The organism is Saccharothrix sp. NBAS 001 (assembly GCF_056640475.1).
The window spans coordinates 3,008,177-3,031,864 of the sequence record NZ_CM153251.1; the positions used below are offsets into that span (position 1 = coordinate 3,008,177).

A 23,688-nucleotide genomic window follows, 5' to 3' on the forward strand; every position below is an offset into this window, starting at 1 on the left:
GGGCGGTGCGGCCAGGGCGGGGAGGGTGGTGTGCGCGTCGGCCTTCAGGCGAGCGCGCGGAACTTCCCGGCCGGGTCCAGGCGGGCCCGCAGGGCGGCGAACCGCTCCGGGGTCGCGACCGGCCGGTGGTGCAGCTTCGCCCGGTGCGGGCGGGGCGACCACGGTGCCAGGGCGTCCTCGACCCGCTCCACCTCCGCGCGCACCGCGTCCTCCGGCCGCCAGGTGAAGTGCACGGCGACGCTCGGCCGCCGGTAGGCCGGGCTCAGCCACTGCCCGTCCGCCGCGACCGTGCGGATCTCGGAGGTGAGCAGCAGGTCGCCGATGCCGAGCGCGGCGACGGCCGTCAGCGCCTCGGCGGCGTGTTCGCGCGCCACGAACCACTCGGACTGCAGTTCCCGGCCGACGCTCGGGGTGAAGTCGGCGCGGAAGTGCGGCAGCCGTTCGTGCCACGGTCCCCGCTCCCCCAGCTGGGCCGTGCAGTGCCGGGCGGGCCGACCGGCCACCGGGTGCCGGGGCTCGCGCGCCGGCCGCCCGGCCCACGACAGGTCGACGGGCGGGTCCGTCACCCGGCGCTTCACCCAGACCCGGGCGTCGCCGCGCCACGTGGTGAACGCGCTGACGCTGCAGGCGCTCGCGAACAGCTCGTCGAACCGGTCCACCAGGGTCGCGAACGGGACGTCCTCGTGGACCCGCTGCTCGACGTCGAACGTCGGGACCACCGCGAGTTCCAGCGCCACCACCACGCCCAGTTCGCCCAGCGACACCACCGCGCCCGCGAAATCCGGGTCGCCCCGGCGCAACGTGGCCCGCCCGCCGTCCGCCGTGACCAGGTCCAGCGACTCGACCAGGTCCGACAGCGGGCCCACCGCGTCGCCGGAGCCGTGCGTGGCGGTGGCGACCGCGCCCGCCACCGTGACGTGCGGCAGGGACGGCATCGCGGGCAGCGCGAGCCCTTGGGCGTGCAGCCGGACGGCGAGGTCGGCGAGCCGGACGCCCGCGCCGACGCGGACCGTGCCCGGACCCGCCGCGAACGCGTCCGGCAGGGCGTCGAGGCGGACCAGGGTGCCGTCGGTGACCACGAGCGGGCTGAACGAGTGCCCCGCGCCGATCACCCGCACGGCGGCGGACCCGGCCACCACCCGGCGCAGCGCGTCCACCGAGTCCGGCGACTCGACCCGCTGCGGGGTGAAGGCGAGGGTGCCCGCCCAGTTCGTGATCACCCGCCGCCGCGCACCAGGTTCGGCACCGGCGCGAAGGTCAGGCACAGGTGCAGCGGGTGCACGCCCCAGGTGTCCATCGCGTACATCGCGAGCAGGCCGCCGGACACGATCGACTCGGGCGTGGCCGGGCCGCTCATCGACGTCCGGCCCTCCCACATCGGCAGGTCGGCGGGCGGCGCGGGCGCGGTCTGCACGACCGACAGCTTGCGGCCCTCGTACTCCTGCACGACCAGCAGCACGTAAGGCTCCTGGAGTTCGCCGTCGTGCTGACCGGGTTCGACCGCGACGCACTCGCCGCGCTCGGCCGCCGCCGCGCTGACCTGGCCGACCCACTGGAACGCGTCGACCAGCGTGGTCTGGTTCATCCCGTCGCTGGCCTCCTGGCCGCTGACCCGGCTCAGCTCGGCCACGCCCGCCGCGATGTCGCCGTCGTCGGAGCGGTAGCGGTTGAGCAGCACGATGCTGGAGGAGTCCGGGTCGAGCGCGACCAGGTCGCGGAACCGGCTCTCCCCCTGCGGGCTGCGCGCCAGCAGGCCCCGGCCGAGCAGGGCGAGCACGTCGGCCGGGTTGTGCATCCGCCAGAACGTGCACTCCGCGCCGACCCACAGCGGCAGGTAGCCGCCGATCGGGATGCCCGGCACCACCGTGGTCAGGGTCGACCCGACAGCGGGCCCCGGACCGGCCTGCTGGACCGGCTGCTGCGGCACGGCAGGCTGCGGCACGGGCTGTTGCCGCACCGGCTGCTGCTGAACGGGCGGCTGCTGGACGGGCTGCTGCTGGACGGGCTGCTGCTGGACGGGCTGCTGCTGGACGGGCTGCGGCGGCGCGGGCGGCTGCTGCACGGGAGGAGCCGCTGCGGGCGGCTGGGCAACCGGAGGCTGAGCCTGTGGTGGCTGGACGGGCGGTGGCTGGGCTGCGGGGCCCGGGAACGGCGGGAGGGCGGCGAAGCGCGGGTCCACGGTGCCGGTCCGGATCACGTGGTGCGCCCACGCCCGGACCCGGGTCAGCGGGTGCTCCGCGAACTCCTGGTCGAACCGGGGGTCGTCGCCCGCGTGGAACGGCAGCCGGCCCTTCACCTCCGGCGCGTACGGGTGCGGCATCAGCCACCGGTCGAAGCCGATCCGGTCCGCCAGCACGGCCTCCCGCACGCCGGTCATCCCGCGCTCCACCGCCTGCGTCATCAGCACCGCGCTCGACCCGGCGCGCGGCACGGTGAACGACGCGACGAACACCTGGCCGCTCTGCTGGTTCGGGATGGGCAGCTTGAGCACCTGGAACAGCGCCGGCACCCCGCCGAGCAGCAGCGTGTGCGCCTCGATCAGGCAACCCGACTCGCCGTAGATCACCGCCAGGTCGTGCCTGAGCCTGGGCAGGTCCTCCAACGCCGCGGGCAGGTCCGGGACCAGGTCGAAGTACTGCAGGCTCACCCGGTCGCCGGTGACGGGGTCGAGCCAGGTGGTCGGGTCCTGCGGTTGGAGGCCGGTCGTGTCGAATGCGATGGGCACACCCCAGACCCTATTGGTGGACTGCCCGGGTCGGTGGACTACCCGGCGGCGCGGGCGGTGGCCCTCATCCGCAGCCGGCGCGGGCGGACCACCACGGACAGGCCCGACCGCAGGTCCCGGGCGGCCGACAGGTCCGTCAGCCGCCACCGCGCCGCGATCGTGGCGAGCGCCAGCGTGGCCTCGATGAGGCTGAACCGGTCGCCGATGCACTTGCGCGCGCCGTGCGCGAACGGCACGAACGCGGTGCGCGGCGGCGCGGGTCGCCGGGCGGGGTCCCACCGGTCGGGGTCGAACCGCGTCGGTTCCGGGTAGAGGTCGGCGCGGTGGTGCACCAGGTACGGGCTGAACGCCACCACGGTGCCGGCGGGCAGCGGCCGGCCGCCCAGCTCGGTGTCGGCGGAGACCCGCCGGGTCAGCAGCCACACGGGCGCGTACAGCCGCAGCGTCTCGGTGAGGACCCGCCCGGTGTACTCCAGCGCGGGCAGGTCGTCGTAGTCGGCGGCACGCCCGCCGAGCACGGCGTCCACCTCGGCGTGCAGGCGGCGTTCGACCTCCGGGTGGCGGGCGACCAGGTGCAACGCCCACGCCAGCGCGGACGCCGTGGTCTCGCTGCCGGCCAGGTGGAAGGTCATCACCTCGTTCACGATCTCCTCGTCGGACAGCGTGCGGTCCGCGGCGGCGGACTCGCTGTCGTAGGCCGCGAGCAGCGCGGACAGCAGGTCGCCCCGGTCGACGCCCTCGGCCCGGCGGTCGGCCACGACCTGCCGCAGCAGGCGGTGCATCCGCTCGTTGGCGCGCTCGAACCGCCGGTTCACCGGCAGCGGCAGGCGCAGCACCGCGTCGGGCATGACCACCCGGAACATGAAGTCGGCGGCGAGCGTGTCCGCGTCGCGCTGGGATTGGCGCAGCTCGGCCGGCGGCAGGGTGTCGGAGAACAGCGTGGCGGTCAGCACGCTCGTGGTGAGCAGGGACATCTGCGCGGGGACGTCCAGCACCTCGCCGTCGCGCCAGCCGTGGACGCGGTCGGCGATGCGCTCGGTCATGATCCGCGCGTAGCCGGGGATCCGGTCGACGCCGAACGCGGGCTGGAGCAGCCGGCGCAGCCTGCGGTGCCGGGCGTGCAGGCAGACCACGACGTTGTCGCCCACCACCTCGCGGGCGCGGTCGCTGAACGGGCCGCCCTTGTCGAACGTCCGGTCGTCCAGGAACATCCGGTGCGCCAGGTCGGGGTCGCCCACCATGACCGCCTCGACCGGGCCGAACGAGACCCGCACCAGGTCGCCCTGCCCGACCAGCGACGCCAGGAACCCGAGCGGGCCGCGCAGCACGGACAGCGAGTGGCCGAGGAAGGGCACGGCTCCCCGGGCGACGGGGATCGAGGTCGCGGCGGCGCGGTTCATGAGCCCTCCTCCGGTCCCGGCCGACCTCGGGGGCACCCGTGCGCGCCCGGTCCCGGGTGGACCAGATTGGCACCGCCCGCGACGTCGTTCGACGCCCGTTCGGGTGCGCCGGCCGTCCTGTCACCCGAACGCCGGGCCTGTGAGCACCGGCACCGCCAAAAACCGCGAACGAGCCGGTAGAATCGTTTCAGCAGCAATCAATCGATTCGGTCGCGGTCACTGCCGACACGGGACTTGTCCACGGGAGCGAGATGACCGCCACCACCGCCGGGCCCGTCGCGCCCGCCGTCCGCGGCGGGGCACCAGCGATGGCCGCCCTGGCACTGGGCGGCTTCGCCATCGGCACCACCGAGTTCGCGACCATGGGCCTGCTGCCGCAGATGGCCGCGACGTTCGAACTCACGATCCCGACCGCCGCGCACGCCATCAGCCTGTACGCGCTGGGCGTCGTCGTGGGCGCGCCGCTGATCGCCTCGCTGGGCGCGAAACTGCCCCGCAAGGGCCTGCTGATCGCGCTGACCGTCGCGCTCGCCGCCGGCAACGCGCTGTCCGCCGTCGCCCCGAACGCGGGCCTGCTCATGGTGGCCCGGTTCGTCGCGGGCCTGCCGCACGGCGCGTACTTCGGCATCGCCGCGGTCGTGGCCACCGGCCTGGTCCCGCCGCAGCGGCGCGGCACCGCGGTCGCGCGGGTGATGGTCGGCCTGACCTCGGCCAACCTGCTCGGCGTGCCGGTGGCGACCGCCGCCGGGCGCGAGATCGGGTGGCGCGCGGCGTACGTGGCGGTGGCCGTGGTGGCGGTCGTGACGACGCTCGCGCTGGCCCGGTGGCTGCCCCGGGTGCCGGCCGCGCGCAACGCGGGCGTGGGTGCCGAGCTGCGCGCCTTCCGCCGCCCCCAGGTGTGGTTCGCGCTGGTCACGGGCATGGTCGGGTTCGGCGGGATGTTCGCCGTCTACTCCTACATCGCACCGCTGACCACCGAGGTCACCGGGCTGCCGGGCGGCGCGGTGCCGTGGATGCTGGCGGTGTTCGGGCTGGGCATGACGGTCGGCGCGACGATCGGCGGCCGGTTCGTGGACCGCTCGGTGATGGGCACGGTGTTCGGCGCGCTGATCTCGGTCACCGCGGTGCTGGCCCTGTTCGGGCTCACCGCGGCGAACGCGGTCCTGGCGTTCGCGCTGGTGTTCCTGCTCGGGTTCGTGTCGCAGATCCTCGCCTCGGCGCTCCAGCTGCGGCTGATGGACGCCTCGCCGGACGCGCCGTCGCTGGCCTCGTCCTCGAACCACTCGGCGCTCAACATCGCCAACGGCGCCGGCGCGTGGCTGGGCGGCCTGGCGATCGCCGCCGGGTGGGGCTACTCCTCCACCGCGTGGGTCGGGGTCGCCCTGAGCCTCGCCGGGCTCGCCGTGGCCGGGGCGTCCGTGCTGGTGGAACGGGCGCAGCGCGGTCCGTCCCGCGTCGACGCCTGACCCCGGGCACGACAGCGGCCCCGGAGGACGATGCCCTCCGGGGCCGCCGCACGTCACGGGGTCGGCGACCCCTCACCCGGTCAGCGGGCGGCGGGCCGGAACACCACGTCCACCCAGAAGTTCACCGTCCCCGCCGGGGTGGCCGGCATCGCGTCGGCGGCACCGACGTACGAGGTCGGCCCGGTCGTCGGGGTGGTGAGCGGCGGGGAGTCCACGCGGTACCCCTCGAAGTAGGTCTTGCTCCGCGACGGGTGGGCGCGCGGCGTGTAGCTCGCGACGTACTCGGTCCCGGCGGTCACCGGCACCGGGTTCTCGAACGTGAGGGTCTGCCACCCGGTCGCGGTCTCGCCGGCGAACGTGCCCGTAGCCAGGCGGGTGCCGTCCGTCGACCACAGCGAGCCGGTGTGCGTGCCCTCGTTGTACCCGGTCTTGTGGAACCTCACGCCGGTCACCGTCCCGTCGACGGTCGGCGCGAACCTGATCCCGACGTGCTGGAAGGACACGAACGGCTCCCACGCGAGATCGGGCAGTGCCGCCTCGCTGAACAGCGAACACGGGCAACTCCGCGTCGCCGTCGTGGTGAACCGCCACGTGGTGGCCTCGGGCTCGTAGTTCGCCGTCTCGTCGGCGGCGCGCACGGTGACCGTGTGCCGGGTGTTGGCGGCCAGACGGGCGTCGGGCGTCCACACGACGGTTTGGCCGTCCGGGGTGCGGGTGAGCTTGCCGGCGATGCGCGCCCCGCCGCCGTCGGTGACCGTGAAAGTGGTGTTGGTCAGGTCGATCGGCTCGTCGAACGACGCGGTGATCGAACCGTCGAGGTCGACCTCGGTGGCGTCGTCGAGCGGCGTGTGGCTGTGGTGAACCGGGGCCACGGTGTCGCCGCTGAACGTGAAGACCACGTCCACCCAGTACTGGTTGCCGCCGTAGCTCGTGGTCGGGAACGCGCCGGCCGTGGCGTAGACGCCGTTGGGGCTGTCCCAGTTGTTCCGGTCGGCCGTCAGCGGCGGCGAGGTGACCCCTCGCGGCTGGAAGTAGCCCGTGTCCAGGGAGTACCCGCCGTGCGGCGCGGTGTAGGACGCCACGTAGACCTGCCCGGCCCGGACGTCCACCGGGGTCGGGAACACCAGCGTCTGCCAGCCCGCCCTGGTCTCGTCCACGAACGTGCCGGAGGCCAGCCTGGTGCCGTTGGCGGCCCACAGGGTGCCGGTGTGCGTGCCGTCGTTGCTCGCGCTCTTGTAGAACCGGACGCCCGACACCTTGCCGTTGTAGGACGCCTTGAACCGCACGCCCAGCTCCGACGACGTGCCGCCCACGGCGGCCGGCACGGTCGGCACGGTCGCGGTGCTGAACAGCGAGCACGGGCAGTCGACCTGGGTCTGCGTGGTGAACGACCACGACGACGCGGTGGCCGTGGTGTTGCCGTTGACGTCCGCCGCGAGCGCGCTCACGGTGTACGCCGTGCCCGGTGCCAGCCGTCCGTTGGGCGTCCACACGACCGTCTTCTGGTCTTCCGACAGCCTCGACGTGCCGTACAGCTTCGCGCCGCCCGGGTCGATCAGCCAGACCTGCGGCGACGCCGGGTCGATGGGTTCGCTGTAGGTCAGCGACACCGACCGGCCGACCGGCACGCCCGTGGCGTTCGCGGCGGGGGTCGCGGAGACCAGGGTCGGCGGGTTCTGGTCGCCGTTGAGGCCGTTGCGGTAGATCACGTCGACCCAGTAGTTGTTCTGGTTGTGGCTGGCGGTCGGGAAGCCGCCGCCGTAGCGGAAGACGCCGTTGGCCCCGTCCACGCCGGTCGACAGCGCGCGGATGCCGCCGTAGCCCGCCTGGTCGCGGAAGAAGTCCGCGTCCGCCGCGTAGTGCCCGTGGGGCGCGTAGTACGACACGATGTAGGTCGTGTTCGCCTGGACGGTCACCGGGTTGAGGAACTTCAGGGTCTGCCAGCCGGTGGTGGACTCGTCGGCGAACGTGCCGGTGGCCAGCAGCAGGCCGGTGGACGACCAGAACGAACCGGTGTGCGTGCCGGTGTTGCCCACGCCCTTGTAGAACCGGACGCCCAACACCTCGCCCCGGCCGTTGAACTGGACCTTCACGCCGAGTTCGACGGCGTCGGCGTCACCGACGGCGGGGTCGACCGGGGTGGCGAAGTCGTCCCAGACCGTGCAGGGGCAGCCCGCGGCGCGGACCGCTCCGGTGGTGAACGCCCAGGTGTGCGACTCGGTCTGGTTGCCCGCCGCGTCGCGGGCGCGCACCCGCGCCGTGTAGGTCGTGCCGGCGGCGAGCGCGGCGGACGGCGTGAACCGGGCCGTGAGGCCGCCCGCGCCGACCGACGTGGTGCCGGTGACCGCGCCGGCGGGGCCGTTCAGCGCGAACTCGACCGTCGCCGGGTCGACCACCTCGTCGTAGGTGGCGGTCAGCGGCGTGGACAGCGCGACGCTGCCCGCGCCGGCGACCGGGCCGGTGCCGGTCAGCGCCGGCGCGCGGGTGTCGACGCCGGGTTCGGTCGCCCACACCACGTCGACCCAATAGTTGGCGTTCTGCGCGGTCTGGTCCGGGAAGCCGCCGCCGGTGCGGAACACGCCGTTGCCGTTCTCCGGGGCGGACCGCTCACCGGTCAACGGCTCCAGGTAGCGGGCGGACTGGGCGAAGTAGCCCGTGTCGGCGGAGAAGTGCCCGGTGGGCGACAGGTAGGACACCACGTAGGTCTGGTCCGCGCCGACCGCGACCGGCGACGGGAACAGCAGCGTCTGCCAGCCCGCGGCCGACTCGCCGGCGAACGTGCCGGTGGCCAGCCGGGTGCCGGTGGTGCTCCACAGGCTGCCGGTGTGCGTGCCGGTGTTGCCCGGCCCCTTGTAGAACCGGACTCCGCGCACGAACCCGGATGAGGAGGAGCGCCACTTGAGCCCCAGTTCGAGGGCCGAGCCGTCGCTGAGGTCCGCGACCCGGGGCGTGTCGGCGTCACCCCACAGCCCGCACGGGCAGGTGCGCGGCGCGACGGCGGGCGTGGCCGACGCGGTGCTCAACGTGTTCTGCGCGGCGTCGAGCGCCCGGACCCGCAGTTGCGCCGGGCCGGACGCGGCGGGCGTGTAGGTGGCGGTCCAGGAGGTCGCCCCGGTCGACCACCCGGCGGGCCGCCACAGCGAACCGCCGTCCGTGGACACCTCGACCGAGGCGACCGACGCGGGCTCGCCGACCGAGCCGGAGAACGTGAAGGGCTTGCCCACCGTCGCGCCGGGGGGAACGTCGGTGAACCCGACCGCCGGAGCCGCCGCCGCCACCGGCTCCGCCACCGCGCGCGGCCCCGCCACCGCCGGGACCAGGAGAGCGGCGAGGACGACGGCCACGAGCAGCCGCGTCCACGCCGCGTTGGATCTGTGCCGGAAGGCACCGGATAAGGACATGGCTTTTTCCTGCCTCTCCCCCAAGGCCACGCGGCCCCGGTTCCACGCCGGGCATCGGTGGCGCGCAGCGGGCCGTTACCGGGGGCGTCGATTGGACCAAAGGACAGCACGTCACGGGAACACTTGCGGCACAACAACTTCCGCCATTCCCCCGGTGGCCCGCAGGACCACCCGCCCCAGTGCGCACTACCCCCTACAGCCCCATTCCGCCGCCACCCGGGTGAACCCGGCACGACGAACCGCAGGTGGGGCGGGATGTCCGCAACAGCACGGAGAACGCCGAACTGCGGTCTGCGACGACAAGCGCCCGTATCGGGCCGGGATCGGGTGAGGAGAAGCCCACGAGTCGCATGATCGGATTGTCGCGTTCACCCGGCGGACACCCCGGTCTGATCCACTCCGGACCGTTCCGCGCGGTTCGCGCGGAACCCGGGAATTCGAGGGTCTCTCGGACGAGCGGCCGGCGGGAACACCGGTCGTTTCTTCGCACGACCGCGCGGCCGCACTTCGCGCACCCCTTCACCGGCGGTGCCCGCCGGGGGCCGGTTTGCGAAGCTGGACGGGTGACGATCATCCACGCGTTGGAAGCGCTCACGGCCGGCGAGCCGGACCGGGCGCGCGAGTTGGCGGCCGGGGTCGATTCGACGCTCGGGCGGGCATTGGCCGGATATCTGGGCAGCGGCGCGGACGGAACCGTGTACGACCGGCCGGCGGCTTTCCGGGCATTCATCGACGGCGGCGGGAACGTCGGCTTGTACGAGGCGGTCGGCGCGGCGTTGAACGCCCTCTACGACCGGGTGCGGCCCGGCGCGCTGCTGGACGTCGGGTGTGGCGACGGGCGGGCGTTGGTGCCCGCGCTGCACGGGCACCGCCCTCGGCTCACGCTGGTCGAGCCGTCGGCGGCGTTGTTGGGCGCGGCGGTCGAGCGCCTGCCCGGCGGGTCGGTGGTGGACGCGCGGAACACCCGGGTCGAGGAGTTCCTCGCCGACCCCGGGCGGCACGACGTGGCCCAGTCGACCTTCGCCCTGCACGCGCTGCCGCACGACGTGCGCGACGGCGTCCTGGCCGCGCTCGCGCCGCACGTCGGGACGTTGGCCGTGGTCGAGTTCGACGTGCCGGACCTCTCCCCCGGTCGACGGCTGGAGTTCCTCGCGGAGACCTACGAACGCGGGCTCGCGGAGTACGACGACGACCGGGACCTGGTGGCGCAGGGGTTCCTGATGCCGGTGCTCACCGGCCAGCTGCTGCCGGGCGCGGTCCGCTCCACCTGGGAGCAGCCCGCCTCCGCGTGGGCCGCGCAGGTGGCCCGTGCCGGGTTCACCGACGTGACGATCACGCCGCTGTTCGACTACTGGTCCTCGCCCGCCTTCCTCCTCACCGCCGCCGCGCCGGCCTGACCACGTCGGGATCCCGCAGGAACGCGGGGCGCGCGCCGGCCGCACGGCGGCTGCGGCGGCCGGCGCGCCCCGCCACGGCCGCGATCGGCGCGTTGCGCGGGTACGGGCTGGTGGGCGGCAGCCGGCGGGCCAAACCGATACGACAAGTGGGCGTGGCCGGAATGGTCCCGTCCGGACCGCCGCAGCGGTGTCGCCGAGCACTCGGGGTGACGGTCGGTGCCGCCTACCGGGCCGCACTGGTCCGGTCGTCCGCCGTCGCGGTCTTCCCGCACCCGCCGAACCGGTCCGGTCGAATACCGTGCGTCCCGGGGAATGGCCCCGTTGGCCGAACCGGGTAAACCGGGCGCACCAACCGGAGCAGTCGACCTGTTCGGCCCACCGGCTTACCCATTCGGGTGACTGTACACGGTCAAATAGCCGATGCTAGCGTCGACCCCGGTCGCGACCCGGAGGAATAAACCACCCTTTCCAGCAATACCCCGCAATTGCATTCGCCGGCAATCGTGTTTGCGCATCGGCGCGAACGAAAAAGGAGAACACCCGCCCATGACCACTGTCGCTCCCGGTGTGCTGCGCACCGACTACCAGCGGTCCGTCGCGGCGTACTGGAACGCCGAACGCGACCCGGTGAACATCCGGCTCGGCGAGGTCGACGGGATCTACCACCACCACTACGGGATCGGTCCGTACGACGAGTCCGTGCTGGCCGGGCCCGAGGAGACCCGCGACGCCCGGGTGATCGCCGAGCTGCACCGGCTGGAGACCGCGCAGGCCGACTTCCTGATCGACCGGTTCGCGGGCGTCGGCCCGGACGACCGGCTGCTGGACGGCGGTTCGGGGCGCGGCGGCACCAGCATCATGACCAACCAGCGGTACGGCTGCCGGGTCGACGGCGTCTCCATCTCGGAGAAGCAGGTCGAATTCGCCAACAACCAGGCGGCCAAGTGGGGGGTGTCGGACAAGGTCCGGTTCCACTTCCGGAACATGTTGGACACCGGATTCGAGACCGGTGGTTTCCGCGGTGTGTGGACGAATGAGACGACCATGTACGTCGACCTGTTCGACCTGTTCGGTGAATTCTCCCGACTGGTCGCGCCGGGCGGTCGCTACGTCTGCATCACCGGCTGTTACAACGACCTGACCGGCGGCCGGTCGAAGGCGGTCAGCCAGATCGACGAGCGGTACACGTGCAGCGTCCACCCGCGCAGCGCGTACTTCAAGGCGATGGCGGCGAACAACCTGGTGCCGATCGAGGTGGTCGACCTGACCCCGCACACCATCCCGTACTGGGAGCTGCGGGAGAAGTCGTCGGTGGCGACGGGCGTCGAGTCGTCGTTCCTCACCGCGTACCGCGAAGGAAGCTTCCACTACCTGATGATCGTCGCGGACCGGGTGCCCGGCCGCAGGTGAGCCGATCCGGGTGGGCGGGACCCGTCCCGCTCACCCGGTGCGGAACGCGCCGTCCGGGTCGTAGTGCGCGCGCACCGCGCGCACCCGCGCCGCGTTCGCCCCGTGGTAGGCGCTCTCGGGCAGGTCCGGGTCGGGGAAGTTGACGTACGCACCTCCCGTGCCCCACGGGCGCAGCAGTTCCCGGCCCCGCCGGACCCTCGCCAGCACGGCGTCGCCCCGGCGAGCAGCGCCGCCCGGTCCGACCAGGACGGTGTGCTTGACCAGGAATCGCGGGTCGCGGTGGGCGAACGCGGTGGCGTCGCCGGGCGTCCGGGCGTACCCGCCGCGCCACGGCGTGAACGCGACCTCCCGCAGCTCCCCCACCACCCGGTCGGCGGTGAAGTGCGCCAGCAGCGCCGCCACCGCCGCGCCGGGCAGCGGCCGGGCGAAGAACCCGGTGGTCGCGGTCGACATCCCCGGACGTTCGTGCACCAGCGGGATGTCCGACGGGTCGTGCGCGACGGCCGAATACGGGGTCGCGTGCAGCAGCGCCGCGTCGGCGGCCGACAGGTCCGCGATCTCCGCGACGGCGGGCCGGCCGAAGTCGCCCGCGAACGCCTCCACCGCCGCCCGGTCCGGTGCCGCGCCGACCACCACCGCCACCGGCGGTTCGTCGGGGAACTGCGGGCCGAACAGGACCAGTTCGGCCGACACCCCGTCCTCGGCGTCCGGCGCCCACCGCTGCCACCACGCGACCAGGTCCGCCGCGTGCCCGATCCCCCACTCCAGGCGGAAGTGCGTGCGGGGCAGGGCTTCCACCGTGCGGAACACCGCCGAGACGACCACGCCGAGCCCGCCGCCCGCGCCGCGCAACGCCCACAGCAGGTCCGGTTCGCCGGCCGTCGCGACCACCCGCCCGTCGGCCAGCACGACCTCCGCCGACACCAGCGCGTCGCAGGTCAGCCCGTGCAGCCGGCCGTGGCTGCCGAACCCGCCGCCCAGCGCCGCGCCGACCACCCCGACCGACGGGCACGACCCGGTCGGCACCAGTCGCCCCAGCGGGGCCAGCGCCGCCGCCAGCCGGCCGATCCGGACGCCGCCGCCGACCGTGACCAGGTCGCCCGCCACGTCGATCCGGTCGGCCGGCGTCACGTCGATCAGCAGCCCGGGCGTGCTGGAGTGGCCGGCGTTGCTGTGCCCGCCGCCCCGCACCGCGAACGGCAGCCCGCGCGACCGCGCGTACGCCAACGCCTCGGCCACCTCCGACGCCGAACCGCAGCGGGCCACCGCCCGGGGCAGCACCTCGACCGGGCGGCCGATGAACTGGTTGCGGGACAACGCGTAGCGCGCGTCGTCCGGGGTGGCGAGGTCAAGCATCGGCGTACATCCGGCTCTGCAACTCGTACAGCTCCGCGTACCGGCCCCCGGCCGCCAGCAACGCCGAGTGCGTGCCCTGCTCGACGAGTTCTCCCTGGTGCAGCAGGAGGATCCGGTCCGCGTGCCGCACGCTGGCCAGCCGGTGGGTGATCAGCACGACGGTGCGGTCGGCGGCCAGCGCGCGCAGCGACTCGTACACCGCGAACTCGGCCTTGGCGTCCAGCGGCGCGGTCGGCTCGTCCCAGATCAGCAGCGGCGCGTCGCGGTAGAGCCCGCGCGCCACGGCCAGCCGCTGCCACTGCCCGCCGGACAGCTCCACGCCGCCCCGGAACTGCTTGGACAGCAACGTCTCCCACTCGTCGGGCAGGCCCGCCACCACCTCGTCGGCCCCGGCCTGCCCGGCCGCCGCCCGCACCGCCGCGCCCGCCGGGTCGGGGCGCTCGTGCCGGCCGACCCGGACGTTGACCCGCGCGGTGTGCGGCCAGCGGATCGGGTCCTGGAGCACCATCATCACCCGGTCGGCGGCCTGCCTCCGGTCCACGTCGGCCAGGTCGCACCCGCTCCACCGGACCCGGCCGGAGGTCGGCGGGTACAGGCCCGCGATCAGCTTGGCCAGCGTGGTCTTGCCCGAGCCGTTCTCGCCGACCAGCGCGACGGTCTCGCCCGGCTCGATGGTCACCGTGACGTCGCGGACGGCGGTCCGGGCGCTGTCCGGGTAGCTGAAGGTGACGTGGTCGAGCACCACCCGGCCGGGGTCCAGCGCCTGCGGCGGGCCGGGGACCTGCGCGCCGGGAGTGCTCGCGGCGGCCAGGAAGTCCTGGTAGTCCGCGACGTACATGCCCTGCTCCACCAACTGGTTCGCGGCCAGCACCAGCCGGTTCAGGGCGGTGGTGGCGACCCGGATCGCGATCACCGCCGTGCCCGCGACGGCCAGCGGCACCCAGCCCCGGCCGACCAGCAGGCCCAGCACCGCGTAGGTCACCGCGAGGCCCGCGCCGGCCAGTCCGCGCCCGATCCCGCGCACCCGCGCCTGCGCCGTGGCCAGCCGGACCTCCTCGTCCCGCAGGGGATCCGCCGCCACCCGGTACTCGTGCAGCACGAACGGCTCCGCCCGGTACGCCCGGATCTCGGCCGCCGGTTCGCGCCCGGTGGCCAGGTCCGACACCATCTGCACCCGCCGGTCCAGCGCCACCGTGCGGCCGACGCTGGCGTACGCCAGCCGCGCGGCCCGCTGCACCGCCCACCCGTCCGGGAGCACCGCCAGCAGCAGCACCGGGAGCAGGACGGGGTGCAGCACGGCGAGGCTGCCGGCCGCCGCCGCGATGCCCAGCAGCGAGCCGATCAGCTCGACCAGGTCGTCCGCGGCGCGTTCCAGGAAGAACAGGCCGCGGTCGCGGGCGCGGTGCATCCGGTCGTAGAACCGGGCGTCGTCGAACGACGCCAGGTCCGCGCCGAGGCCGGCCGCGTACAGCCGCTCCTCGGCCAGCCGCCGCACCGCGGGGGTGATCCGGGCGTGGGCCAGCGAGACTCCGACCTCCATCGCACCGCGCAGCCCGAACGCCGCGCCCACCACCAGCAGCTGCGGCAACGCGGCCAGGACCCGGTCGGCGGTCGGCCCGGACGCCAGCAGCCCGGTGAGCACACCGGTCGTCGCGAACAGGCCGAACGCCGCCGCGAGCCCCGACACCAGCTGCATGGCCGCGACGGCGAGCGCCGGACCGGGCGCGGCGCGGCGGATCAGCGCCAGCACCGGCCACGTGGCGGCGGGCAGGCCGCGCAGCGTGCGGCGCGGCGCGCGGTCCGCGTCGTCGAGCTGCCAGTGCGGGGTGACCAGCGCGCCGTCGCGCGGGTCGGGCTCCCCGGTCACCGGACCGGCCCGCCGTCCGGCAGCAGCACCGAGGGCAGGTCGCACGCGGGGTGCATCCGCAGCAGCTGGTAGGCGATGCCGCCGGAACCGGACATCATGCTCGGCGAGTACACCTCGCGGGCCAGGCCCGTGGTCGGCCCGTTGGCCTCCACGCTGCCCAGCACCATCGCGTCCAACCCCGCCCGGTCCAGCCCGTCCGGTGCCACGCCGGCCGCCAGCGCCGTCGCCAGCAGCTCCCAGGTGCCCAGGTCGCCGTGGCACAGGGTGTGCGTCCAGCCGATGCCGTCGCGCAGCGCGGAGGCCGCCGCCCGGCGCAGCACCTCCGGGTCGTCGGTGGCCAGGCCGACGCCGATCGCGCCGTGGCACCAGGCCGCGGCGATCGTGTCGGGTTCGCGCGGGTCCATCCACGCCCGGCGTCGCGCGCTGTAGCAGCCCTCCTCGTAGGCGGCGGCACCGCGCGCCAGGTCGGCGAACCGGCGTTCGCCGGTCACCTCGGCCAGCCGCGCCAGCGCCCACCCGATGCCGGTCGCGCCGTGCGCGAAGCCGCCGATGCCGTCCGGCCAGTTCGGCGCCGCCCAGCGGGCCCGCCCGCCGGCCACCACGGCGTCGTCGGCGAGCTTGCGGCCGGCGTGCACGGCCAGGTCGGTCCACCGGTCCTCGGCGGTCCGCTCGGCGAGCAGGAGCAGCGGCACGATCGCGCCGGCCGTGCCGACGACCAGGTCCGGGCCCTCGCTCGCGGCGAGCGCGGCGGGCATCTGCCGGGCCAGGAACAGCGCGTCCGCCACGGCCTCGCCCGAGCCGTCGTCGAGGCCGAGCCGGTGCAGGGTGAGCCAGCACCAGATCTGCGAGCCCAGGCCGATGTAGCCGCCGGTCGGGTCGGGGCGGCGGCGGGTGTGCTCGGCCTGCTCGGCCCACCACCGCTGGGTCAGCCGCGCGGTGCGCACGGTCTCGGCCAGCAGGTCGGCCACGCCGGGCACGGCGTCCGCGCGGCCCGCCGCGACCTCGTGCCGGTAGCCCGCCAGCAGCACGGCCACGCCGAGCGTCCCGCCGTACAGGTCGGGCGTCAGCGGGGTGGTCTGCCAGCCGGAGCGGTCCAGGATCGGCGCGAACCAGGTGGCCGTGCCGTCGCCGCCCCGGACCGCCTCGCCGATCAGCTCGCCCACCAGGCCGGCGGCCAGCGCCCGCCGCCGCGCGTCCAGCCCGGACCGGTCCGGCGCCGGCGCGGGCAGCCGGCCCAGCTCGGGTTCCGCGCCCTGGTTGAGGTACGCGCTGACCAGCGCGGCGTGCGTGACCCGGCGTTCCAGTCCGAGGTCCGCGGTGCGCCAGTCCGCCAGGGCCAGCGCCACCTGGTCCACCTGGGGGCCGCAGACCAGCCCGCCGGGGGTGTGCAGCCAGCCCTCCGCCGGGGTCGTGGTGAACACCGGGATGTCGCCCACCAGCAGTTCGGCGACCTCGGCCGCGTGCACGTCCGGGTCGCCGGGCCCCCTGGTGTTGAGCGAGTGCCGGGCCAGCAGGGCGCGGGCCCTGCGCTCGGCGGCCTCCGGGTCGTGCAGGCCCGCCGGGTGCCACAGCATCCGGGCCAGCTCGGTGTAGGACTCGGTGTCCCGCACGATCACCCGGACCACGCAGTCGGCGAAGGTCGCCAGCAGCGGCTCCAGCGCGCCCGCCCGGTCCAGCCGGGTGATCCGCTCGGCCATCGCGTCGAACCCGGCGACCACGCGCGGCCAGTGGCGGGCCAGCCGGGGGTGCGGGTCGGGCAGGTTGCGGGTCGGCGGGAGCTGCTGCGGCACGATCGCCACCCGCGCGGTGTCGGTGCCCGCGCCGACCAGGTCCGGCAGGCCGATGTCGGGCTGCTCGCCGGGCAGGCCGCCCATCGCCGAGCCGTCCACGCCGCGCCAGCCCAGCCCCGCGCCGCGACCGGGCAGCAGGCCGGTGCGCAGCACGGTCCGGTTGAGCTGCTCGGCGACCAGGTCGGTGGCCTCGCCCGCGCCGGTCGGCGGGTGCGGCGGGCGGGGCGTGAAGACGCTCTCGCAGTCCACCACGACCGGCACCGGGCCGCAGGCGATGATGTTCTCGGCGTGCAGGTCGGTCCCGGACACCAGGCGCATCACGGCCAGCCAGTGGCCCAGGTTGGTGTAGAACGCGGCCAGCTCGCCCTCGGTCGCGCAGTACCGGTGGTCGACGTGCTCGGCCCAGCCGTGGTCGGCCAGGGCGATCGCGCGCGGCACCCGGATCGGGTGGCGGTCGCCGGCGGTCAGCACGTCGAGCAGGCCCGCCAGCCGTTCGTCCACCTCCATCGGGCGCGGCTTGTAGACCACCGTGCCGCCCGTGCAGTGCACCAGCGTCACGCAGTGGCCGCCGCGGTGGCTGTCGCCCGCGCCGAACCCGACCGCGCGCAGCTCGCCCGCGTCCGCGCCGAGCAGCGCGGCCAGCCGGTGGCGGTCCTCGGCGAAGCGGCGGGCCATGGTCGCGATCGCGGCCACCCGGTTGGCCGCGGTCGCCCGCAGCCGGGTCACCAGGTGCGGGTAGTGCCGGGTCAGCTCGTGCCAGTAGGACTCGTCGGCGGCGCGCGCCAGGAACTCCGACCACCGGCCGGCCGGGTCGCCGGCGGTGAGCGCACCGGTGACGCGGGCGGCGTTCAGCTCCAGCACCAGCACGCGGATCACCTTGCGCCGCACCACGTCCAGCAGTACCTCGCGGGCGGCGTCGAGCAGGACGCGCGCCTCGGCCGCGCCGAGGCCGGCGACCTCGGCCAGACACCGGGACAGCCGGTCCGTCGCCGGGCCGAGCAGCCATTGCAGGGTTCGGTCGAGTTCGCCGACCTCGTCGCGGGTCATCGCGGGGTCAGCAGCAGTAAACCGGGCGGGACGCCGTGCACGACGAGCAGCGGCTGCCCGGCGGGTTGCACGCCACGATGTCGCCCTCGGCGAACTCGCCGTTGGCGAACAGCGGGCCGGCCGGGTTGCCCGGCTCGTCGAGACCGGCCCGCCAGCGGGCCACCATCTCCTCGGCGTCGAGCAGCAGTGCGGCAGTCATCCGTACTCCTTCCTCAGCAGGAGCGGCGAGTGTAGAAATGCGGTGCACACGGGAGCGCACACGGCGAAGTGGCCTTCCGGCGTTCAGTCGCGCCCGTCGCGCCGAACGGCCTCGTACAGCTCGGCGGTCGCCGCGCTCGGGGCCACGCCGAGTTCGGCGTCCAGCACCCGCACCAGCCGGTGGTAGACCGCGAGCGCCTCGGTGCGCCGCCCGGCCGCCGCGAGCGCGCCGACCAGGTTGTGCCACAACCGCTCCCGCAACGGGTGCTCCACCACCAGACCGGCCAGCGCGGGCACCAGGTCGGGCGCGCAGCCCAGCGCGAGGCGCACCTCCGCCAGGTCCTCGATCGCGCACAGCCGCTGTTCGTCCAGCACGGTCACGTCCGGCCGCACCACGTCCGGCACCGGCGCGCCGGCCATCACCGGGCCACGCCACAGGCCCACCGCGCGGGTCAGGCAGCGCGCCGCCGCCGCGTCCGCGCCGCACGCGCGCAACTCGCGGCCCTCGTCGAGCAGCCGTTGGAACCGCGTCACGTCCACCACGTCCGGGTCGGCGGCGAGCACGTAACCGTTGCGCGAGGTGACGATGCCCGGTCCGTCCGGATCGACCTTGCCCAGCAGCCGGCGCAGCTCGGCGAGGTGGTTGCGCACGTTCGCGGCGGCCGACGCGGGCGGGCGCACCGGCCACAGGGCGTCGATGATCAGCTCCAGCGGGAGCGCCCGGTTGGCCCGCACCGCCAGCACGCCCAGCAGGATCCGCACCATCCGCCGCGCCGGGTGGCGGACCACCCCGCCGACCCGGACCGCCGGCCGTCCCAGCACCAGAACCGCCATGCCGACCAACTCCCCTGCCCGCGAGGACTTTCCGACCTGCGACGATGCGCGTCGCGGGTCCGGACGGGAACGGGGCGGGCCCGGGTTGCTGCGGTCTGACGAAGCACAACGCCGCGGGGCACGTCCAACCGGCTCAACCGCCGAGGCCGATCCGGTCCGACGCCCTGCGGCGGATCGGGGGGAGCCCCGACGACGGGCGGCGCGGGGCGGGATCCACACTGGGCGGTGCGCCGGGCAAACCGAAGTCCCCCAACGGCCCCGGGCCGGTCACCCACCGGGTCCGGGCCGTCACGCGGTGTTCGCCCTTGATCGGTCTTCCGTGGCCGCAAGGGGATTCGTCCCACGCGGCGAGGTGGTCCCGTTGGCGGACAACGGGTTCGCCGCACCCCGACCGGCGCGTCGGCGGCTCAGCCCGCCGACGCGGTGTCGGGCGCCGGCTCGACCCGGTCCGCCAGGAGTTGCCCCGGCCAGTCCTCCACCAGGAACCTCGCCACCTGCCGGAAGCCGTTGCGCTCGTAGTAGCGCACCAACTGTCCGTCACCGCCCGCGTAGCAGTCGACCCGCACCAGCTCGACGCCCTGCGCGCGGGCCTGCTCCCGGGCGTGGTCGAGCAGCGCGCCGCCGACCCCGAGCCCGGCGAACTCCCGCGAGGTGACCAGGATCCGGACGTACAGCTCCGGCTCGTCGGCGGCGGGCACGTACTCGGGCGCCCGGGGCGAGTGGGTGAGCACGCCGGCGGGCTCGCCGTCCACCTCGGCGACCCACACCACGTCCTCGCGGACCCGGTCGCCGACCCGCGCGGCCCGCTTCTCGTCCGCCGACCACGGCTCGCTGCCCCACTGCCCGGTGCGCCCGGACTCGGCCAGCCACGCCACCGCGCCGTCCAGCATCGCCAGCAGCACGGCCCGGTCGGCCGGTCCACCTCGACGGATCTCCACCACGTCCTCCTCTGCCCCGATCCCGCCCCCGACTCTACGTCGACCGGTCTCCCGAGGCGCGCGGATCCCACCGACCACTGTGGACGACCGGGCGCGGCACCGTCGGACCGGGACGGTCGGACGGCTACCGGGGCCGGGTGTAGCGGTGCTTCACACCGACCGGGAAGTGCTCCGGGTCGCCCGCCGGGCGCAGGACCACCTGCGGCAGTTGACGTTCCGCCGGGACGTAGTGCGCGAACTCGCTGTTGAGCCGCACCAGGTGCGCGCGGATCGACTCGGCGACGACGCCCGGGTCGGCGGTGCGGTCGGGCGCGAGTTCCACGGTCACCCGCAACGCGAGGTTCTCGTCCTCGTCGGACACCGTCTCCAGCACGAACTTCCCCGTCACCCGGTCGCTGACGCCCGGCTGCTCCAAGCCGACCGAGACGTTCTCCGGGTACACGTTCGCCCCGAAGTACGACACCGTGAACAGCGACCGCCCGAACACGAAGACGAACGGCTGGTCGTTGTCGAACGGGATCGTGCAACCGTTGCGCGCCAAGAACTCCCGCATGTCCGCGGAGGACACGATCCCGCCCTCGTCGGCGATGTGGTAGCGGATCAGCGGCACCCCGTTGTCGCCGGAGAACAGCAGGGTCCCGTCCGACACCTCGAAGAACCGGCTCGCCGGGTCGTACTGGACCAGCGTGGGCAGCCGCGACCCGCCGAACAGCTCGCGCGCCAGGTCCGGCCGGGCGGCCAGGAACCGGCGCACCGCCACCGACAGCGGCGTCTCGTTGCCCAGCACGCCGGCGTCCGCCGTGCCGTACAGCGAGGCCGTGTCGCGCACCGGGTCGGCGATGCCCAGCCGCCCGGCGACCAGGGTCCGCCAGTCCTCGCTGAACACCTCCCCCGCCAGCACCAGCTTCACCCGCAGCGGCGCCCAGTCGAACCCGGCGGAGTCGACCACGTCCTTGACGAACGGCGGGTAGCCCAGCAGCACCACCTGCTCGAAGTGCCCGGCCAACTCCGGCAGCACCCGCAGGATCTCGGCCTTGTTGTTGCCCGGCGCGACCGCCGTGATCGGGTAGCCCTTCGCGGCCAGGTGCCGCACGCACGCCGTGGTGAACAGACCGCCGACCCACGTGCCGAGCGGGAAGCACACCACGGCCAGCGTGCTGCGCTCGTGGGCCCGGAACGCGTCGCGGAACACCTGCTCGAAGCGGCGGGCGACGGCGAGTTCGTCCACCAGGGAACGCGGCCACACCGTCGGCCGGCCGCTGGACCCGGACGACACGGCCACCAGGTCGCACCCGTCGAGCCGCCCGTCGCGGCACAGGTCGGGCAGCGGGTACCGGCGGTGGTAGTTGTCCTTGTCGGTCAGCGGCAGCCGGCGGAAGTCCTCCACCGTCACCACCCCCGCCGGGTCGATCCCGTGCCCCGCCAGGAAGTCCCGGTAGGCGGGCACGGTCGTGGCGACCCGGTGGAACAGGTCCAGCACGGACCCCTCCACCCGGTCGTCGGCGAAGAACGACCGGTAGCCCTCGGTGATCCGGGCCGGTCTGTCGGCGTCCATGCCACCCACCCTAGTGCTGCATCGCGGAACGTCGACCCGGCAATCGGCTTGGTCGTCCGACCGGCCAGGCCGGTCCTCCATGTCGAGTGCGGGAGGTGGTCGTGGGTCGTCGTCCGGAGGTGTTCGTCCGGCCGTTGTCCATGGAGGAGGGCCGGAAGTCGGCCCGGATCGGTCGGACCGCGAAGGACCCGGTGCGGTTGCGTCGGGCGATCCGCGAAACCCAAGACCGGCTTCCCCACCGACTCACCCATCCACACCTGGACCGATTACCCGACCATGGCTGCGTGACGCAGCACTAGAACGCGCGGCGAGGCTTGCGGGACCACCCGTCCGGCTGCGATCATCCCGACCATGTCAGGACGAAAGGGCATCGACGCCCTCGCGCGGTGAGCGCTCCCCGCGGGCCTCGACCCCGCGTCTCCCCGGAACCCGATCCCGTGTTCGCGCTGCGCACCGAGTTGCTCGGCCACGCCCTGCGCACCGATCCCGCCGACCGCGCCACCGCCGAAGCCGCCGTCACCGGCCTCTACGCGCTGCTCGACCGGCCACCGCCGACCTTCGTCCGGGTCGACTCGCCCGCGCTGGGCGTGGCGGCCCTGGCCGACACCCCGCCGCCGGACCCGGCGTGGCGGTCCGCGCAGCACGACCTCGCCAACCGGGTCTCCGCGCTGCGCGCCCGGCTCGACCGCGCCACCGACGACCCCCGCCGGGAACACCTGCCGGTCTACCACCCGCTGCACCGGTCGGTGGTGGGGTCGGTCGCCGGGCACCTGCGCGGCGCGCTGCCCGACCGGATCGGCACACCCTGCTACGGCCGGCAGGAAGCCGCCTGGGTGGCGCACTACGACGTGCACCGCCACCGGGTCCGGTACCGCCCGGTCGACGGCGCGGAACTGGACCTGTGGGCCGCCATCACGCGGTCGTGCGGCTGGTGGTGGCCGCGCGACGACGTGTGCGTGATGGTCGAACGGCCCGCCGAGCCGCACACCGAACCGCTGGACGACGGCGTCCGGCTGCACCACGACACCGGGCCGGCCGCCGTGTTCCGGGACGGGTGGTCGGTGCACGTGTGGCACGGCACCCGCGTGCCGTCGTGGGTGATCGACGACCCCACGCCGGAACTCATCGCGGCCGAGGGCAACGTCGAGGTGCGGCGGTGCGCGATCGCGCGCATCGGTTGGGACGCCTACCTCGACCGGGCCGGGCTCGCCCTGTCGGCCCGCGCACCCGACCCCGGCAACCCCGGCGGCGAGCTGCGCCTCTACGACCTGTCCGGGTGGCGCGGCGCGCAGAGCAGGCTGCTGGTCGCGCTGAACGGCTCGCCGGAGCGCGACGGCACCCGCCGCCGCTACGGCCTGCGCGTGCCGCCCTGGTTCGAAGACCCGGTGGACGCCGCCGGCTGGACGTACGGGCTCACCGGAGCCCAGTACGCCGGGCTGCTCCGCCGGACCTGACCCCCGCTCCCCCACACACCACAGGTGACTCCGTGAACCTCGCAGAACTGCTCGACCGCACCCGACTGGACGCCCTCGACCACCTGGAACGCTCGATCGCCATCCCGGTGGTCGACGGCCTCCAGGCCCAGGGGGGACCTGATCATCGTCCCGCTCGCGCCGGTGCCCACCGTGTCCGTGGCCCCCTGGGGCTCGAACCCCTGGCAGGACGTCCCGCCCGAGGGCGTGGAACTGGTGCGCGGCAACGCGGGCAACAACCCGCACACCCTCGTCGCCGACCCCGGCACGTGCCGGTGGACCGGCAACGTCCACGACCCGCTCGCCCTCGGCGTGGTGATCTTCGAGAACACCGCGCCCGCCTACCTGGTGCACCCGGAGCACGGCGGCAACGGCGTCGCGCCCGGCCGGTGGCTGGTGCGCCGCCGGCAGGAACGCGCGGCCGGCGGCCGATCCGGAACACCATCGCGCGGGAGCAGATCGGCGGCACGGTCTGCGCGGCTACCTGCGCAACCAGTCCATCTACCCGGGCGAGCCGAAACCGGTGCTCTGGTTCCTGCTGATCCCGACCGAGATCATCCTCAAGTTCTTCTTCGACCCGGTCGACCTGGCCGTCCGGGTGTTCGCCGCGATGTTCGCGGGCCACCTGCTGGTGGTCGTGTTCGTGCTCGGCGGGGAATTCCTGCTCCTCCAGGCCGGACCGCTGCTGAAACCCGTTTCGCTGATCAGCTTCGCGCCGGCCATCGGGATCACCCTGCTGGAGGCGCTGATCCAGGTGCTCCAGGCCCACATCTTCGCCACGCTCAGCGCGCACTACATCGGCCGCGCGCTCGCCGCCGAGCACTGACCCGCC

General features: G+C 74.5%; 16 protein-coding genes. 5 read left to right on the forward strand and 11 right to left on the reverse strand.

The genetic code is table 11. The annotated features are described in order from the left end of the window. Positions 1-44: 44 nt before the first annotated feature. The 3 genes from AC0HI0_RS12770 to AC0HI0_RS12780 are packed head-to-tail and all read right to left on the reverse strand — an operon-like array spanning position 45 to position 4,125. Positions 45-1,220, reverse strand: coding sequence for an FAD-binding protein (locus AC0HI0_RS12770; RefSeq protein ID WP_480932538.1), 1,176 nt, complete (start codon positions 1,218-1,220; stop codon positions 45-47). Beyond that, positions 1,217-2,725, reverse strand: a complete 1,509-nt coding sequence (locus AC0HI0_RS12775; protein ID WP_480932539.1) for a hypothetical protein — start codon at positions 2,723-2,725, stop codon at positions 1,217-1,219. Before AC0HI0_RS12775 ends, AC0HI0_RS12770 begins: the two co-directional genes overlap by 4 nt. A 38-nt stretch (positions 2,726-2,763) precedes the next feature. Next, positions 2,764-4,125, reverse strand: a complete 1,362-nt coding sequence (locus tag AC0HI0_RS12780) for a cytochrome P450 (protein WP_480932540.1) — start codon at positions 4,123-4,125, stop codon at positions 2,764-2,766. Positions 4,126-4,376: 251 nt separating this feature from the next. On the opposite strand from AC0HI0_RS12780, the gene AC0HI0_RS12785 reads away from it, so the two are divergent. Then, positions 4,377-5,591: an MFS transporter gene (locus AC0HI0_RS12785; protein WP_480932541.1), complete on the forward strand. Its 1,215-nt coding sequence runs from the start codon at positions 4,377-4,379 to the stop codon at positions 5,589-5,591. Between the two features lie 80 nt (positions 5,592-5,671). On the opposite strand, the gene AC0HI0_RS12790 is transcribed toward AC0HI0_RS12785, so the two are convergent. Next, the gene (locus AC0HI0_RS12790) at positions 5,672-8,992 is read right to left on the reverse strand and encodes a DUF4082 domain-containing protein (RefSeq protein WP_480932542.1); all 3,321 of its coding nucleotides are present in this window, start codon (positions 8,990-8,992) and stop codon (positions 5,672-5,674) included. 563 nt (positions 8,993-9,555) lie between these two features. On the opposite strand from AC0HI0_RS12790, the gene AC0HI0_RS12795 reads away from it, so the two are divergent. Together AC0HI0_RS12795 and AC0HI0_RS12800 are read left to right on the forward strand one after the other, a co-directional pair. Continuing rightward, complete coding sequence (locus AC0HI0_RS12795; protein ID WP_480932543.1) at positions 9,556-10,389, forward strand: class I SAM-dependent methyltransferase; 834 nt, start codon at positions 9,556-9,558, stop codon at positions 10,387-10,389. Positions 10,390-10,935: 546 nt separating this feature from the next. Continuing rightward, positions 10,936-11,799 carry a geranyl diphosphate 2-C-methyltransferase gene (locus AC0HI0_RS12800; protein WP_480932544.1) on the forward strand — a complete coding sequence of 288 codons (864 nt, stop codon included), beginning with the start codon at positions 10,936-10,938 and terminating at the stop codon, positions 11,797-11,799. A gap of 30 nt (positions 11,800-11,829) precedes the next feature. On the opposite strand, the gene AC0HI0_RS12805 is transcribed toward AC0HI0_RS12800, so the two are convergent. The 7 genes from AC0HI0_RS12805 to AC0HI0_RS12835 form a co-directional block, all read right to left on the reverse strand. Then, positions 11,830-13,155, reverse strand: a complete 1,326-nt coding sequence (locus AC0HI0_RS12805; protein WP_480932545.1) for an FAD-binding oxidoreductase — start codon at positions 13,153-13,155, stop codon at positions 11,830-11,832. Continuing rightward, complete coding sequence (locus tag AC0HI0_RS12810; protein ID WP_480932546.1) at positions 13,148-15,022, reverse strand: ABC transporter ATP-binding protein; 1,875 nt, start codon at positions 15,020-15,022, stop codon at positions 13,148-13,150. Before AC0HI0_RS12810 ends, AC0HI0_RS12805 begins: the two co-directional genes overlap by 8 nt. Beyond that, a complete protein-coding gene (locus tag AC0HI0_RS12815; protein WP_480932547.1) occupies positions 15,019-17,859 on the reverse strand; it encodes a type 2 lanthipeptide synthetase LanM family protein in 2,841 nt (946 codons plus the stop codon). The genes AC0HI0_RS12810 and AC0HI0_RS12815 overlap by 4 nt, the downstream gene beginning before the upstream one ends. Before the next feature lie 7 nt (positions 17,860-17,866). Continuing rightward, positions 17,867-18,058, reverse strand: a complete 192-nt coding sequence (locus AC0HI0_RS12820) for a DUF6229 family protein (RefSeq protein ID WP_480932548.1) — start codon at positions 18,056-18,058, stop codon at positions 17,867-17,869. A gap of 83 nt (positions 18,059-18,141) precedes the next feature. Next, on the reverse strand, positions 18,142-18,891 hold the full coding sequence (locus AC0HI0_RS12825; RefSeq protein WP_480932549.1) for an AfsR/SARP family transcriptional regulator: 750 nt from the start codon (positions 18,889-18,891) through the stop codon (positions 18,142-18,144). A gap of 407 nt (positions 18,892-19,298) precedes the next feature. After that, positions 19,299-19,829: a GNAT family N-acetyltransferase gene (locus tag AC0HI0_RS12830; protein ID WP_480932550.1), complete on the reverse strand. Its 531-nt coding sequence runs from the start codon at positions 19,827-19,829 to the stop codon at positions 19,299-19,301. Between the two features lie 124 nt (positions 19,830-19,953). Beyond that, complete coding sequence (locus tag AC0HI0_RS12835) at positions 19,954-21,384, reverse strand: phenylacetate--CoA ligase family protein (protein ID WP_480932551.1); 1,431 nt, start codon at positions 21,382-21,384, stop codon at positions 19,954-19,956. A 386-nt stretch (positions 21,385-21,770) separates the two neighbouring features. Between AC0HI0_RS12835 and AC0HI0_RS12840 the strand changes: the two genes are divergently transcribed. Further along, positions 21,771-22,838, forward strand: coding sequence for a DUF6745 domain-containing protein (locus AC0HI0_RS12840; protein ID WP_480932552.1), 1,068 nt, complete (start codon positions 21,771-21,773; stop codon positions 22,836-22,838). Positions 22,839-23,328: 490 nt separating this feature from the next. Then, the gene (locus AC0HI0_RS12845; RefSeq protein ID WP_480934295.1) at positions 23,329-23,682 is read left to right on the forward strand and encodes a F0F1 ATP synthase subunit A; all 354 of its coding nucleotides are present in this window, start codon (positions 23,329-23,331) and stop codon (positions 23,680-23,682) included. Positions 23,683-23,688: the final 6 nt, after the last annotated feature.